Genomic DNA, 14531 nt, shown 5'->3' with positions numbered 1-14531 from the left:
TAGGACGCTAGGAATAAAACATAGAGGTAGATATGAATCCGGTTGGATGGTTTGAAATTGCAGTGACAGATATGGAGCGAGCGATTGGCTTCTATGAGAAGACGTTGGGTATGACATTGAAGCGGCAGGAAGTCAGTGGTGTCCATATGGCGTGGTTTCCTGTTGAAGAAGGAGGCTATGGTGCGACAGGAACGCTTATAGCCTGTGAAGAAAATACGCCTGGAGCATCATCAACCATGATTTATTTCAGCGTCGCAAACATAGATGAAGTCTTGGCACGTATATCCGACAGTGCCATTTTAAAAGCAAAAACCCCGATTGGTGATTTTGGTGTCTATGCCCATATCGAAGATAGTGAAGGGAATAGGGTTGGCCTTCACAGTCATTAAAGGGTAGATATGAGTATTGGTGAATGTTATTGGCGGTTGTATTTGCAACCGCTTTCTTTTGTCGATCTCTGTTGCAAAGGTGTTTATTTTTTAAACAATCCATAGGCAACACGCGATAGCATTATTAAAAGTCTTTCAGAGCGTTTTATTTACCATATTGATTTCCGTGTATTGGCGAACACTTCCGAGACGTTGCATAGATGAAAACGTAAAACAGCCAGGGAAGGGGCATGTTTAAAGTAATTAGATTTCTGTTTATTGCTGCGATTCTAATAGCGCTGCTTGCCACTGCTATCGTTTATGGCGGTCTCGCATTGAGCCTGCCTGCGCTGTCGGGGGTCTCCACTGCCACAACAATATCCGACACGGCTTATCTGCAGCGCGATGAACTTGGTACAGCGATCATCATTGCCGATAATCGTACAGATGCTTCTTACGCATTAGGCTATGCGCACGGACAAGATCGTTTCTTTCAAATGGACTTACTGCGACGGAATGCTGCCGGGGAGTTATCTGAGCTATTTGGCGATGCGGCATTGTCTCTTGATGAAAGTACGCGATTTCACCAATTCAGAAAACGCAGTCGCGAGATAGTGGCTATGTTGCCTTCGGCGCAAAAGCAGCAGCTTAATGCCTATGCCCACGGCGTGAATGATGCCCTTGCACAAGCAACTTTCCCATCGTTTGAGTATGTGGTGACGCAAGCGGAGCGAAAGCCTTGGCTTCCTGAGGACTCGTTACTTGCGATATTTAGTATGTATCTTGACCTGCAAGGCCGAAGCCTAAATAGAGACCTCACTATGGGTGCGCTCGAAGATAGCTTTGGTGAAGACATGGTTGGGTTTGTGACCCAGCCTAGCCAGTATCAAGCGGCACTGGATGGCAGCCGTTTTCCTCTCAAAAAAGTACGGATACCTTCCCTTTCTGCTGAAATTGTTACCGCAGCCATGACGCGAGACATCGATGATTCAGCGGTTGTTGGCAGTAACAACTGGGCGGTAGGGGGAGCATTAACTCGTGATGGTCGCGCAATGCTATCGGATGATATGCATCTTGGTATTCAAGTTCCTATCATTTGGTATCGTGCTCAACTTAACTATAAAGAAGACAGTGATGACCGCCAGATCACGGGTGTCACCTTACCGGGTGCCCCCGCGGTAGTGGTTGGCTCAAACGGCCATATAGCCTGGGGTTTTACGAATGGCTATATAGATACCGCGGATTGGTACAGGTTAGCTGACGATGACAAAACGGCCTTGGTGTCAGAAAGTATTCCCACGCAAAAAGGGGAGCATAAATACCTGCTCGAAATGAGCGAATTTGGGCCTGTGAAAATTGTTAATGGGGAAAAATTCGCACTCTCTTGGGTAGCACACCAAGACTATGCTGTGAATTTGAACCTATTGAATTTAGAAACTGCTCAAACAGTTGAATCTGCTTTTGAAGTTAGCAAGGAAACAGGCATTCCGGTTCAGAACATGGTTGTCGCCGACAAAGATGGCAACATCGGATGGCAAGCAACAGGCGCAATGCCTGACAGACGAAAACCCGCTCAAATACCTCTTCCTTCGTTTCTATATGACAAAGCGTGGGGTCAACAAGCGCGCGATGTGCCCTTTATCATCAACCCAAAACGTTCGATGGTATGGACAGGGAACAGTAGGGTCGTGAGCACCAAGCAAGATGCCCGTTTTGGTAATGGTGGCTATGCATTGGGCGCGAGAAGCGTACAAATAAAACAGCGATTGTTCGAAAAAGACGTATTTGATCCGGAGGACTTCTATCGAATCCAGCTAGACAATGAAGCCTTCTTCTTGGATCGATGGCACCGTGTGTTGCTCACTAATTTACAGCGAGAACCAGCGCGCTTTAACGACGATATTACCGCGTTGGAAAACTGGCAGCGCTGCGCATGTGCTGATTCTGTCGGTTATACGTTAGTGAGAAAGTACCGCGATACTTTAATGGATATCTTGTTCGCTCCAATAGAAACACAACTTGCCGAAAATGGACTCAGCTTGGGCTTGCTGGAAAGGCAATTAGAGCCAGCGTTATGGCAATTGGTCGATGAAAAACCAGCAAGTTGGTTACCCGCTGGACACGCAGATTGGAATCGTTTCCTCACTGCAGCGTATGTGACGATGCGTGATGATCTGATGGTAGATACAACAGGGCATGTTGATGGCTCACTGCAGGCCCTGCGCTGGGGGAGTATCAACACACTCAATGTTCAGCACCCGTTTAGTCGCCAAATTCCCATATTGAGCAAGCTGCTAGATATGCCTAAAGCTGAAGCGTTTGGCGATCGATATATGCCAGCCGTTCAAGGGAAGGCATCTGGTGCCTCACAGCGTTTAATTGTCCAACCCGGAGACGAGGTGAATGGTATTCTGACCCTACCTGGTGGGCAAAGTGGTCATCCGCTTTCTCCTTTTTACCGTTCAGGGTTCGATGCGTATATCGAGCAAGCCTCAACGCCATTACTGCCTGCCCAGCCGCACTATCAAATCGTTTTCAGTCCAGCTTCCTAAGGTTATTTGGGTATATCGGATATCGTGTCATTTACCGCCTCCTCTTGTTTTAACCTTTCCCTGAAGATTAAACGTCCCTTTGTGCTTACACTATTAAATAGCTGTCTGATGAGCAGTTGTCTGATTACTTAACAAATGGTGAGTTTATTTATTGTTATATTAATCAAATTGATGAGATAAATTAACGGATAGTGTTGCACTATCGAGACTTTGTTGGGTTTCATTCACAAAAGCGTGTAAATAATCAATATCATCAATGTATTAATATTGATACCTTGGCGTTTAATTAGAGTGGTGACTAATAATTTAGTCACTACTATGTTTTAGGGTAAGAAATATGAATATTCTTGTTTGCGATTCGGGTGATTCGAAGTTGATACTTAATAAAAATAATAAGTATCAGGAATGCCCGACCAAATTAAGGGTATTCGATATGCAATTTGATTCTTTTCAGCATGCCTCACGTTGGCTGGATCTGGCGACATTTGGTCCGAAGCGCGGCGAAGCACATGCGATGATTGATAAACGCGCTAAAGCATGGTTTGACGAACAGGTCAGCCTTCCTGTCACTTCTCATTTGTCACAATGTGAAAAACAGTTCGACGCACAAGACTATGGAAAGATGCCATCGCGCTCTACACGTATCCGTGCTTGGTTAGATATCGCGTTTTACGCCGATGATCAATTAAGGCAACGTATTGCTTATGCTTTGACTCAGATTTTTGTCGCTTCAGATCAAGATGCGACATTGATTAATCATACTCCTGCCGTTGCCAACTATAACGACTTACTGTGTGAGCATGCGTTTGGCAATTATCGCGATTTGCTCAAGGCTGTGTCGTTGTCTCCCGTCATGGGTCACTATCTGACTATGGTAGGGAACCAAATAGGCGATCCAGAAACAGGTCGTCGTCCTGATGAAAACTATGCCAGAGAAATCCTACAACTTTTCTCCGTAGGTCTTTATCAGCGCGCTTCCGATGGAAGCCTGATTTTGGATGCCAATGGTTCGCCAAAGCCTTGCTATCACGAAAAAGATATTCAAGAGTTAGCCCGTGTGTTCACAGGCTGGAGCCATACTGATTCGCATCTGATGACACCGATGGCAGCGAATGAAAGCGATCATGACCGTGGTGAAAAACACATATTAGGTCATCACTTTGCCAAAAATGTTCCCGCTGATCAGGAAATGGATCAAGTGATGGAGCTGTTGCTTCACCACCCTTCGACCGCCCCAAATATCTGCAAAAATTTGATTCAAAAGCTGGTTAGCTCTAACCCATCATCAGATTATGTCCGTCGTGTTTCTGAGGTATTTGACGATAATGGCGAGGGTGAAACAGGCGATTTGAAAGCCGTCGTATGGGCAATTTTGACTGATGATGAGGTTTACACAGCACCGCCACAGTCAATGAGTAAGGTCAGAGAGCCTTGGCTGTCGCTGGTGTACGTTTATCGTGCACTGGATGTGCTACCTGGCGGCGGAAGTGCATTAGTAGAATCGGATCTGATTTATCTGAAAACCTGTAATCAGTATCCGCTAGGCTCGCCATCGGTATTTAATTTTTATTTACCGGACTATGCCCCTAAAGGTGTGGTAGCTGATAACAATTTGGTCGCGCCAGAGTTACAAATCGTTGATTGGTCACATGTTATCTACGTGCATAATTTCATTTATGGCATTTTAAGACTGAATCTTCAGGACATTAATAAGCCATTAAAAAAACAGCTTTATATTGATGTTGAAAGCTTGAAAGTACTTATTCAAAACAAAGACATTGAAGGGTTTACACAAGAGGTTTCAGAACGGTTCTTCAATGGAAGCATGCCCGAACCACTTAAGCACGTGTTAAGAGAGCACTATAACGGAATCGATATTCATCCCGGCAAATGGGTGCAACGCCTGTTATTTATTGCTTTGGCTTCCCCGTATTTTCACGTTCAGGAGAATCGCGCATGAAATTAACACGACGCCACTTTATTCAATCAATCGGGGCAGTGAGCGCGACAGTATCTGCGCCCATGAGTTTTAGTGCTATTGCCGAAGACGCAGAAGATTATAAAGCGTTGGTATGTGTGTTCTTAAATGGGGGGAATGACTTTTTCCATCAGGTGCTTCCAATGGATAGTACCAACTACAACAAATACGCCTCATCTCGAAAGGGTATCGCAGTTTCTCGGCAAAGTTTGTTACCTATCGATATCCGAGATAAAAACGATGTCGAGTTTGGTCTACACAAATCTTTAAAGCCGCTGATGCCGATATTCCAAAAGGGAAAGGTGAGCCTGGCGATGAATGTAGGGCCATTGCTAGAGCCCACCCAAAAAGAAGACATTGTTAGCGGGAAAGCAGAATTGCCACCGTATTTGTTTGCGCACAATAAACAGCAAGAAGTGTGGCAGCACAGTTGGCAGGGTGATCGTTACAGTGGGCAAGGTTGGCTAGGAATGTCAATGGATGTCCTGATGCGTGATATGTCTGGTATTCCAAACAGCTTTTACACTGGGCCAAATACGCTGCTCGATAGCTTTAATTCTGACAAAATGTTTGTGAATAAAAATGGCTTTGAAGAGCTTCAAGCATTGACCAGTGATGTTATCCGCACGAGTTATGAAACCATGGCAACTCAACACTATGATTCACCGCTAGTGGCTGGGTATGCAGATATGGTTAAACAGGCCGTTGACGCCCAGCAGCAAATGGAACCGATAATCGCGTCGATTCCGCAAGATAAACGCATTCCAGCGTCAAATCTGGGAAGCCAACTTCGCGCCATTAAACAGATGATCGATGCGGCGCAAATGCTGGGACATAACCGTCAGGTGTTTTACGTCTCTATTGGTGGATTCGATACCCATGATAATCAAGTACGTCGTCAAGACGAACTGATGAAGGAGTTTTCTGAGGCCATTGCAGGCTTTTATACGGCGCTAGATGCAGAAGGGCTGACCGACAACGTTATGACCTTCACAATGTCAGAGTTTGGCCGCAGCATGCACGACAATGCGCGTAAAGGTTCTGATCATGGGTGGGGTGGCGGTCAGTTTATCTTTGGCGGAAACACTGCAGGTAAGCAGTGTTTCGGTACATATCCTGACTTCACCCGAAACGGTCAAGACGACAATGGCGATGGACGACTTATTCCATCCATTAGCCATGAGCAATACGCCGCACATATGGTTAAGTGGCTGGGGCTAAATAACAGTGCACTGAACACTGTTTTCCCCACCTTGGCTAAGTTCGGTGGGCCAATGCGAGCTGACTCCGTGGCGTCGTAACGTCTATCGTAAACAAAAAGCCAGAGCCAAGTGCTCTGGCTTTTTTGTCGATGTATTTGTACTTATAGGGACATAAAGGGGGGGTGAGATTGGACAAAACGCTCAGTAAAGCACTAAGTAAATACACGTTTATAGCGATAAGACTCGAATTGCCTTAGTATTTTCAGCTTATTCACAAAGCATTAGGGAAAATGAAATGAGCGAAAGCTGGGATGATATGGCTGAAGGATGGGATGACAACCAAGCGGTCATCGCCTATTCGGAAAATACTGTCCGCTCATTAACTGACGTTGTGAAGATTAAAGGACTCACCATTCTGGATTTTGGTTGCGGGACGGGGTTATTGACCGAAAAATTATCTCCAGACGCTGCATTCATTACTGCTATAGATCCCGCTTCAAAGATGATCGGTGTATTAGATGCGAAAGCGCTACCAAACGTGAACACGGTGGCAGGTGTAGTTGATGAAGCGCTCGTTCGTGAGTGTCGACAGGCGGGTAAGCGTTTTGATTTGATCGTAGCGTCGTCATCATTGGCCTTTGTGCCTGATTATCCCGAAACCATCGCGCTGCTGGCGATGCTGTTGGCAGACAAAGGTTTGTTGGTGCAATGGGATTGGGAAAAGAGTGAAAGTTCGGGCGCAGGCTTTATGCCTACTGAGATTGAAGAAGCCTACACTCATGCAGGTTTAAACCTTGTTTCTACTTCTCACCCATTCAGCATGGGCGACATGCGCGTATTGATGGCAGTGGGACAACGCATTGATTAAACGAAGAAACCGCCTCAAAGGCGGTTTCTGATTTGAATAGGCAAGGTTGCTAGACAACAATTACGCCGCTTGTGCGTTGTCCTCGAACGGCACACGGTTGCCATTCCAGCTTAATACCAGACCAAGACCTACACTTGCAGCAGCACCCATCATCACGGCGGATACGGTAAGCAAACCGCTCACTGCCAACGCCGACACAATGCCACTTGCCACGAAACAAATCATGGTTTGCAGGAAGTTCAACAAACCTGCTGCCGTTGCGCTGCAATGTTTGAACTCTTCTAGCGCTTTGTTCACCACGATAGGGTAGATAGCGCCGTTTGCCGCTGCCAAGAAGCAGAACGGGATCAGGACAGGCCAAATGTTAGTCACGTCTGTCTGCCAAGAAATCGCGAAGATAACGGCAACACTGGCGATAAATAGACCCACAAACCAAGGCAGAAGTACTGATCCGTCGAATTTATTCAGTAGCGCACGACAGCTGTAACCACCGACAATAAACGCGATAGTTTGTGGCACATAGCTCATGCCGATGTCAGCACCGCTGTAACCCATCTCAGTCATTACAAACGGAGAGCCTGTCAGCCATGCAAAGAATGCGGCTGAACAGCCTGCAAATACCAGCATGTTACCGATAAACTTGCGTGAGCTAATAATGTGCTTGTAATCGCTAACCAGCTTCGCACCAATTTTCTCATCGCTGTTGATCACGGGCGCACTTTCTTGTTGGCGTAGTGTAGCCATAACCAACAAAGCACCTAAGCCGACCAGAACAATAAAGATACTGCGCCAGCCGAACTGAGCTTCAAGGCCTGCACCTAGCAGAGGCGCAAGTGCCGGAGACAAAGCAACCAACGGCATGATGGTAGCAAATACACGTTGTGATGTTTTGCTATCGTAGCGGTCAATCACCACGGCTTGCCAAATCACAGACGCGCTGCACGCCCCCAGAGCTTGCACAAAACGGGCAGCAAGGAAAACTTCAATGCTGTTAGCCATAAAGCAGGCAATGGTTGCCACACTAAACAGCGCCATACCGCCAACGAGCACTTTAATTCGGCCAATACGGTCAGACATTGGGCCATAAACAATCTGTCCAAGCGCCATACCCAGTAGGAATACGGTCAGCGACAGGCCAATCATAGATTGTGATGTACCCATCTCAAGGCGGATGTTTTCAAAAGCGGGCAGGTACATGTCGGTCGCGAGGAAGCCGAGCATGCTCAGCGCTGCGAACCAAATCATCGTTGTCATTGGAACAGAATTTTTCATTTCACTTGTCCGTTAATTATTCTCGGATTTACTTGGTTGTGGAGTGTAGCGGTAGCGAAAAGCGCTGTGAAACGCTAAAATTTCGCCATTGCTTTCAAAATATTTGATGTGAGGCGTCGAGTGGCACATTTGATAATTAACAGTGGCAGGCTCAAAGGCAGAATTTATGTTTTCTTATCAAGATCTTCAGGTAGTGGACGCCGTTGCAAGGCGAGGGAGTTTCTCTGCGGCAGCTGAAGAAATGCACAAGGTGCCAAGCGCAGTGAGCTATACCATTCGACAAATGGAAGACAAACTTGCTGTGAATTTATTTGAGCGATTGCACCGTGCAGTGCGTTTAACGCCAGCAGGCGAGTTTTTCGTTGTTGAAGCGCGTGACTTGATGAAGCGTATGGACGAGATCCGAGATCAAACTCAACGTGTCGCTAATGGCTGGACGCGAAGCGTTTCCTTGGCGTTGGATAACGTGGTGCGTGAAGATCGCGTGGATTCATTGGTGCGTGATTTTTATGATGCGTTCCCTGACGTGGAATTGTTGCTTACCATGGAAGTGTTTAACGGCGTGTGGGATGCATTGGCCTACGACAGAGCAGATATCGCCATCGGCGCGACGGCTGCTGTGCCGGTTAGCGGAAACCTCAGTTATCGCGATATGGGGATCCTGACTTGGCGATTTGTGGTATCCAAAGACCACCCTTTAGCCAAAGAAAGCGAACCGTTACGAAATGAACAGCTTCTTGGCTATCCGGCCATTTGTCTTGAAGACACTTCCCGTATTCTACCCAAACGCGCCACTTGGCTGCTGGATAACCAACGTCGTTTAACCGTACCCAATTGGCATAGTGCGATTCAATGTTTCCGGTCAGGTTTAGGTATCGGCGCCATGCCGTCACATATGGCAGAGTTATATTTGAAAACAGGGGAGTTAGTTGAAAAAACACTGGTTGAGCCGCCAGCAAGAAGCCCGTGCTGCATTGCATGGAGAACAGATAAAGAAAACCCCGCCGTGAATTGGATCTTGGATTATTTGGGTGACGCTGAAAAAGCGCATAGAGAGTGGTTGGATTAATGTATGTGGCAATGGTTGGGTGGTTTTCTTTGATTCAAGCTGTTGAGAGGGACGGCTGACATCTCTATTAATCACTTTCTTGTGAAGGTCATGTGGTCGCGAAGCATTTTTGTCAGCGGTTGATAGCCTTTTTCAGCAGTGCACAAGAATGACATGAAATTTTGAGCAACTAGCATGGTTAAAAGCCACCCGAATGGATGGCTTCAATAGGACTTGCCGACAATACCGTTTGTTTGACTAAAGCGGGTTAGAAGTGTCCAGTTGCCTTGCGTGCTTCTGTTTCCATTGGTGCATTGTAGTAGCCGTAAACAAACATCTGCATGAGGTACTGACGTGTTTGTTCAGTCAGCCCGAGTTCTTCAGCTTGTTTTACGTGTACGAGTTCATGGGGCAACAAATCAGGTTGTGTTTTATAACGTTTTTTAATCCAAACGCCGTAACCATAGGTGTATCCAGCCATGTTTGGGTTCGTGTACCCCACGCTTTTGGCGACTTCTAACAGCTCTGGGTCTTTTGGTGCAGGCAGTTTATCAACGTAATATACACGTACTTTTTCTGGCTGTTGAACACCCATCACTTTGGCAATTGTCATCTCAGCATCCGTAAGTGGAATGCCATTTTTCAATGCTTCATCTTGGGCATTGTGAACGAAATTGTTAGCCGCGGGCATGAGCTTGTTAACGCCTTCGGTCAATTCTTGCGGCGGGTTGGCATAGATCTCGTCTTTATTGACACATCCAGTTAACGCCACTAAGCCGAAAAAAAGAAAAAATACTTTATTAAACATATTGATATCCATATTTCATTCTCAAAGTTGATCCTGTAACTAGTGAAACTATCATCAAATCAAACGATGAAATGGCTACCGAAAAGTTTCTTAGAGACAAGACACGATAAAAGGAAATGACAATGCAACGATCCAAACCGTGAGAACCACAGTAATCATGGATGATAAATTTAAATTAGCGGATTGGACCGATAAGCATGATGAGTGTAGCAAGGCGAAGGGTATTGCAAGCGAGTGTCGCAACGGCATCGCTGTGTTTGATGCCATCCAATTTAATGGCAGGAGAAAAGCCTGAAATGAACATGGAACCACTGATCTCGGCACTGCAAGCCACGAATAAACCCGTCTGTATGAAAGTTGCCGACGCCCTTTCGACTCAGAATCAAGAAGGAACAAGCTATGACTTGCATCTGCGCAGCGCAGATCTGAACCTTGAAGATGTCACAGCGATCGTCAAAGCTATCCACGCCATTTACGAAAGCGGCAATGCCAAGCTTCGATCATTGAGCATGAGTTATAACGGTAACATTGGCGATGAAGGAATGACCATCCTAGCTAAGTACTTACCGCGCAGCGTACAAGAAATTGGTTTGGTGAGATGCAATATTGGAGACAAAGGCGCACAAGCGTTGATTTCGTGGATGGCAGATGCCAGCGCACTTGGCATGCTGTGTGTGGAAGAGAATGCGTTGTCTTCAGAGATGAAAACTCAGATAAAACAAGAAGGAAAAGGGCGTCGAATGATGCTTGTGGTTTAGATCATGCCCATTTTTTCCTTTGAAATAGAAAAACCAGCCACTCACTCGCTAACGTGCGGTTTCGAATAAATGGCTGATATTACTCAGTAGAGAAGCGTGTCTTTAATTAGTCGTAGTCAAATCTTTGTACGCTGCCGGCACATTCAGGCTTGGGTGAACCCAGCCGTAAAGCGCGTAGCCGCTAAACTCAGGCATCTGAACTTTGGCAACGGTTTCTTCTAGTGTTAAACCTTCATCAATCGCCGCTTGAACCTGATCTTTAATCGTTTGAAGATAATCGACATGCCATTGAATGTCTTCACGCTTCATTGGCGAACCATGACCCGGTACAACCGTTGCGTCTTCCGGCAGGAATGCCATGACTTTTTTCAGAGAATCTAGCGTTTCCAGCAAGTGACCATCAAGCAACCATGGTAGGGAAGGCTGCACGGTAATAATCGGGTTACCTGACCATAGCGTTTTTGATTGAGGTTCCCAAACAAACAGATCGCCGCCTGTTTGTGCAAAGCCGAAATCGATAATTTCGACTTTCTTACCGCCTAAATCGATCTCGATGTTGCCGCCATTACCCACCAAGATATCGGCTTTGGTTGGAACCACTTCTTCAATGCCACGACCTTTGCCGAAATTCTGCATCATAAATTGAGTGTCGTGCTCAAAATGTGTTTGGATATAATTCTGAGTGACTTCGTGTTGGATGATGCGCGTCTCTTTCGGCAGATACATGTTCCCGTAAGAGTGATCGCCGTGGGAGCTGGTATTCACCGCATAAATAATGGGCTTACCCGCTTCTTTCTTTACCATTCCCTGAACTTGTTTGTTCAAGCGCTCATTGAGCATGGTGTCGATAATCAGCACGCCTTTTTCACCCACGATAAACCCGCCGCTGGTGGCAACAGGTAAACCTTGTATTTCAAGTTCTTTGGCGTCAGAGGGGTAATAAGCGTAAACGCCGTTATCCAGTTTCTCTGCAATAAGTTGGATTTTGTTTGCGTCCCAAACAGGTTCGTTTGCGGTGACGGCAAAGCTTGAGAGCGAGGTTGTCACGGCAATGGATACCGCAATCATTGTTTTTTTCATCATTTGATCCTATCTCGTTAACTGCTTCCTTGAAATTCACATTCAGTCTATGAATGCTAGGATGGATAATAAACTCTACTTTGAGTAAATTAGTGTTCTCTAATTGAGAACAATCAAAACAACGATTATTAAAACGGCGGGGCAGGATGGATAAGTTCACGAACATGGAAACTTTCGTGCGGGTCGTTGATGCTGGCAGCATCAGTGGCGCTGCTGAACGTATGAATCTTGCAAAGTCTGCGGTCAGTCGTCGCCTAAAAGAGTTGGAAAATCATCTCAATGCACAGCTTTTCCATCGCACCACGCGCAGCATGAGACCGACCGAAACGGGTTTAGCTTTTTATGAACATTGCCTGCGAATTCTTGAAGATGTTCGCGAAGCGGAAGAAGTCACATCAGAGGCACATTGCGTGCTAAAAGGGCCATTGAAAGTCGCCATGCCATCCACCTTTGGGGTGTTGCACATGGGCGCGGCCATCAATGACTTTTTGAAACTGCACCCGAATGTTGAGTTTGAACTCGACTTCAATGACCGCCAAGTTTCCTTGATTGAAGATGGCTATGACCTTGCTATTCGCATTGCCGAACTGCCAGATTCAACCTTACTTGCGCGCAAACTCGCCACGATTAAACACGTACTGTGTGCCAGCCAAGACTATTTAAAGCAGCACGGCACACCGACGAACGTTTCAGATCTGTCTGATCACCACTGCCTAGTTTACAGCTTGAGCAAAGATGTCGGTCATTGGAATATTGAGATGCCAGACGGGAAATCACAGAAAGTGAAGATCAATCCGGTATTGAAATCCAGTAGCGGCGAATACTTAATAACGGCGGTTGAAAATGGGCTTGGCATTGCGCATCTCCCCACCTTTATTGCCCAAGAGAAAATCAACAATGGCTCGGTGGTCACAGTATTGCCAGGTTGCGCGTTCAGAAATATAAACGCTTATGCGGTGTACCCACAGACCCGCCACTTATCGCGCCGTGTAAGAACGTTTATTGATTTTCTTGCCGAACGATTTGATGGTATTCCGTATTGGGATAAAGGCGAGTATTAGAATAGATTGGGAGGGGATTTTATCAATGAAGATTAGGCTCATTACACTCACTTAACAGTGGGTTGAACATCATCTTCCCCTAAAATCTGACGACAATGCCTAATTGTTAAAATTCTAATCTCGTGGCTTAAGCTGTAAATGATACGGTAGTGCCCAAAAATGTTTGTCGGTAATTTTTATACGGGATTTCCGGAACGAAACGCCCCATTTCTGGCGTATTTCCCAGTAATTCTGTCTTGTTGAAAACCTCATTTACCCACTCTTACTGATAGAAGTTTGCCCCGCTTGGCTTTTGCCACCCCCACCTCAGACAAAGTTTGATCAATATCACTAACTGAGTAGGGGACAAATGCCGTAAAATGGCGGGCTATTTCTTAGCTTGAGCCGTTTCTATTCATGACTACAGTCACAACGCCCACCAACTTTGCAGAACTTGGCCTTATTTCACCTTTGTTAGCGCGACTAACGGAGCTGGAGTACCAGCAGCCGACGCCGATTCAAGCGCAAGCTATTCCAAGTGTGTTAGCGGGGCGTGACCTGATTGCAGGTGCGAATACCGGTTCGGGTAAAACCGCCACGTTTGCTTTGCCAATGTTACAGCAGCTTTTCGAACAACAAAGTGCTAGTAAGTCATCGAACAGCAAAGGAAACTTTGTGAGTGGGCTGATCTTGGTACCGACTCGCGAATTGGCGAAGCAAGTTGCTGACAGCATCAAATCTTATGCAGTGCATTTTAATGGCGCGATTAAAACCGTGGCTGTTTTTGGTGGTGTGTCTGCGAATACCCAAATGCTCGCGTTGCGCGGTGGCGCAGATATTTTGGTTGCGACGCCAGGTCGCCTGCTGGATTTGATTTCTAGCAATGCCATCAAGCTTGATAAGGTTCAAACCCTTGTGCTTGATGAAGCAGACCGCATGTTAAGCCTTGGCTTTACCGAGGAACTCTCAGCATTGTTGGCGATGTTGCCGAAGAAAAAGCAGATCATGCTGTTTTCTGCGACGTTCCCCGAGCAAGTACAGACATTAACGCAAGCGTTACTGAACGACCCTGTTGAAATTCAAGTACAAAGTGCCGATGCAAGTACCTTAGTTCAGCGTGTGTTTACCGTGAACAAAGGCGAAAAAACGGCAGTTTTAGCGCATTTGATTCACGAGCATCAATGGCGACAAGCGCTGATTTTCGTCAATGCCAAGAAGGCTTGTGAACACTTGGCGGACAAACTCGCTAAGCGTGGTATTACCGCAGAAGTCTTCCATGGTGATAAAGGCCAAGGCGCACGTACTAACGTGCTTGAAGGGTTTAAATCTGGCGGTATTGACGTGCTTATCGCGACGGATATTGCCGCGCGTGGTCTCGATATTGAAAAGCTGCCAGTGGTGATTAACTTTGATTTGCCACGAAGCCCATCAGATTACATGCACCGTATTGGTCGAAGTGGCCGTGCCGGTGAGGTGGGTTTGGCGATCTCGCTTATTGATTATGACGATTATCACCATTTCAATATCATCGAGAAGAAGAACAACATTCGCTTAGAT

Annotated in this window: 13 protein-coding genes and 1 pseudogene; 9 read left to right on the top strand and 5 right to left on the bottom strand. The window is 46.2% G+C overall.

Going from position 1 to position 14531, the window contains the following annotated elements; genetic code table 11:
• Nucleotides 1-32: 32 nt before the first annotated feature.
• The 5 genes from ACED36_RS19585 to ACED36_RS19565 all read left to right on the top strand — a co-directional run bounded on the left by ACED36_RS19585 (nt 33) and on the right by ACED36_RS19565 (nt 6968).
• A complete protein-coding gene (locus ACED36_RS19585) occupies nt 33-389 on the top strand; it encodes a VOC family protein (RefSeq protein WP_017004054.1) in 357 nt (118 codons plus the stop codon).
• A 230-nt stretch (nt 390-619) separates the two neighbouring features.
• Entirely contained in the window at nt 620-2920 is a 2301-nt protein-coding gene (locus tag ACED36_RS19580) for a penicillin acylase family protein (RefSeq protein ID WP_017004053.1), read from the top strand.
• Nucleotides 2921-3353: 433 nt separating this feature from the next.
• Nucleotides 3354-4880: a DUF1800 family protein gene (locus ACED36_RS19575; protein ID WP_016959594.1), complete on the top strand. Its 1527-nt coding sequence runs from the start codon at nt 3354-3356 to the stop codon at nt 4878-4880.
• The gene (locus tag ACED36_RS19570) at nt 4877-6199 is read left to right on the top strand and encodes a DUF1501 domain-containing protein (RefSeq protein ID WP_016959593.1); all 1323 of its coding nucleotides are present in this window, start codon (nt 4877-4879) and stop codon (nt 6197-6199) included. The genes ACED36_RS19575 and ACED36_RS19570 overlap by 4 nt, the downstream gene beginning before the upstream one ends.
• Before the next feature lie 196 nt (nt 6200-6395).
• A complete protein-coding gene (locus tag ACED36_RS19565; RefSeq protein WP_371733726.1) occupies nt 6396-6968 on the top strand; it encodes a class I SAM-dependent methyltransferase in 573 nt (190 codons plus the stop codon).
• Between the two features lie 60 nt (nt 6969-7028).
• On the opposite strand, the gene punC is transcribed toward ACED36_RS19565, so the two are convergent.
• Entirely contained in the window at nt 7029-8240 is a 1212-nt protein-coding gene (gene punC / locus ACED36_RS19560) for a purine nucleoside transporter PunC (RefSeq protein WP_017006877.1), read from the bottom strand.
• 166 nt (nt 8241-8406) lie between these two features.
• On the opposite strand from punC, the gene punR reads away from it, so the two are divergent.
• On the top strand, nt 8407-9309 hold the full coding sequence (gene punR / locus ACED36_RS19555) for a DNA-binding transcriptional activator PunR (RefSeq protein ID WP_017006878.1): 903 nt from the start codon (nt 8407-8409) through the stop codon (nt 9307-9309).
• A 247-nt stretch (nt 9310-9556) separates the two neighbouring features.
• Here the strand turns inward: punR and ACED36_RS19550 are convergent, their stop codons facing one another.
• Both ACED36_RS19550 and ACED36_RS19545 read right to left on the bottom strand, forming a co-directional pair.
• Complete coding sequence (locus ACED36_RS19550) at nt 9557-10096, bottom strand: hypothetical protein (protein WP_017006879.1); 540 nt, start codon at nt 10094-10096, stop codon at nt 9557-9559.
• A gap of 175 nt (nt 10097-10271) precedes the next feature.
• Nucleotides 10272-10400, bottom strand: a complete 129-nt coding sequence (locus ACED36_RS19545; protein ID WP_277814682.1) for a hypothetical protein — start codon at nt 10398-10400, stop codon at nt 10272-10274.
• On the opposite strand from ACED36_RS19545, the gene ACED36_RS19540 reads away from it, so the two are divergent.
• Nucleotides 10393-10854, top strand: coding sequence for a hypothetical protein (locus ACED36_RS19540; RefSeq protein WP_371733725.1), 462 nt, complete (start codon nt 10393-10395; stop codon nt 10852-10854). The two genes, ACED36_RS19545 and ACED36_RS19540, sit on opposite strands and share 8 nt — an antisense overlap.
• Before the next feature lie 102 nt (nt 10855-10956).
• Here the strand turns inward: ACED36_RS19540 and ACED36_RS19535 are convergent, their stop codons facing one another.
• Entirely contained in the window at nt 10957-11934 is a 978-nt protein-coding gene (locus ACED36_RS19535; protein WP_371733724.1) for an MBL fold metallo-hydrolase, read from the bottom strand.
• A gap of 146 nt (nt 11935-12080) precedes the next feature.
• Between ACED36_RS19535 and ACED36_RS19530 the strand changes: the two genes are divergently transcribed.
• Nucleotides 12081-12995 carry a LysR family transcriptional regulator gene (locus ACED36_RS19530; protein ID WP_371733723.1) on the top strand — a complete coding sequence of 305 codons (915 nt, stop codon included), beginning with the start codon at nt 12081-12083 and terminating at the stop codon, nt 12993-12995.
• Nucleotides 12996-13042: 47 nt separating this feature from the next.
• Here the strand turns inward: ACED36_RS19530 and ACED36_RS19525 are convergent.
• Nucleotides 13043-13254 (bottom strand): annotated as a pseudogene (locus ACED36_RS19525) (type II toxin-antitoxin system RelE/ParE family toxin); the annotation flags it as partial.
• A 137-nt stretch (nt 13255-13391) separates the two neighbouring features.
• Between ACED36_RS19525 and ACED36_RS19520 the strand changes: the two are divergent.
• Nucleotides 13392-14531: DEAD/DEAH box helicase (locus ACED36_RS19520; RefSeq protein WP_371733722.1), on the top strand; the 1140-nt coding region annotated here is incomplete at its 3' end.

This window comes from Enterovibrio sp. FF113, from assembly GCF_041439165.1.
Lineage (GTDB): Bacteria > Pseudomonadota > Gammaproteobacteria > Enterobacterales > Vibrionaceae > Enterovibrio > Enterovibrio norvegicus_A.
The sequence above is the reverse complement of the archived record's forward strand: the minus strand, read 5'-3'. Positions and strand labels throughout refer to the sequence as shown.

Bases quoted from the DNA above. Each gene is read 5' to 3' on its own strand.
- ACED36_RS19585 (WP_017004054.1), top strand. From the start codon at position 33: ATGAATCCGGTTGGATGGTTTGAAATTGCAGTGACAGATATGGAGCGA.
- ACED36_RS19580 (WP_017004053.1), top strand. From the start codon at position 620: ATGTTTAAAGTAATTAGATTTCTGTTTATTGCTGCGATTCTAATAGCG.
- ACED36_RS19575 (WP_016959594.1), top strand. From the start codon at position 3,354: ATGCAATTTGATTCTTTTCAGCATGCCTCACGTTGGCTGGATCTGGCG.
- ACED36_RS19570 (WP_016959593.1), top strand. From the start codon at position 4,877: ATGAAATTAACACGACGCCACTTTATTCAATCAATCGGGGCAGTGAGC.
- ACED36_RS19565 (WP_371733726.1), top strand. From the start codon at position 6,396: ATGAGCGAAAGCTGGGATGATATGGCTGAAGGATGGGATGACAACCAA.
- punC (WP_017006877.1), bottom strand. From the start codon at position 8,240: ATGAAAAATTCTGTTCCAATGACAACGATGATTTGGTTCGCAGCGCTG.
- punR (WP_017006878.1), top strand. From the start codon at position 8,407: ATGTTTTCTTATCAAGATCTTCAGGTAGTGGACGCCGTTGCAAGGCGA.
- ACED36_RS19550 (WP_017006879.1), bottom strand. From the start codon at position 10,096: ATGTTTAATAAAGTATTTTTTCTTTTTTTCGGCTTAGTGGCGTTAACT.
- ACED36_RS19540 (WP_371733725.1), top strand. From the start codon at position 10,393: ATGAACATGGAACCACTGATCTCGGCACTGCAAGCCACGAATAAACCC.
- ACED36_RS19545 (WP_277814682.1), bottom strand. From the start codon at position 10,400: ATGTTCATTTCAGGCTTTTCTCCTGCCATTAAATTGGATGGCATCAAA.
- ACED36_RS19535 (WP_371733724.1), bottom strand. From the start codon at position 11,934: ATGAAAAAAACAATGATTGCGGTATCCATTGCCGTGACAACCTCGCTC.
- ACED36_RS19530 (WP_371733723.1), top strand. From the start codon at position 12,081: ATGGATAAGTTCACGAACATGGAAACTTTCGTGCGGGTCGTTGATGCT.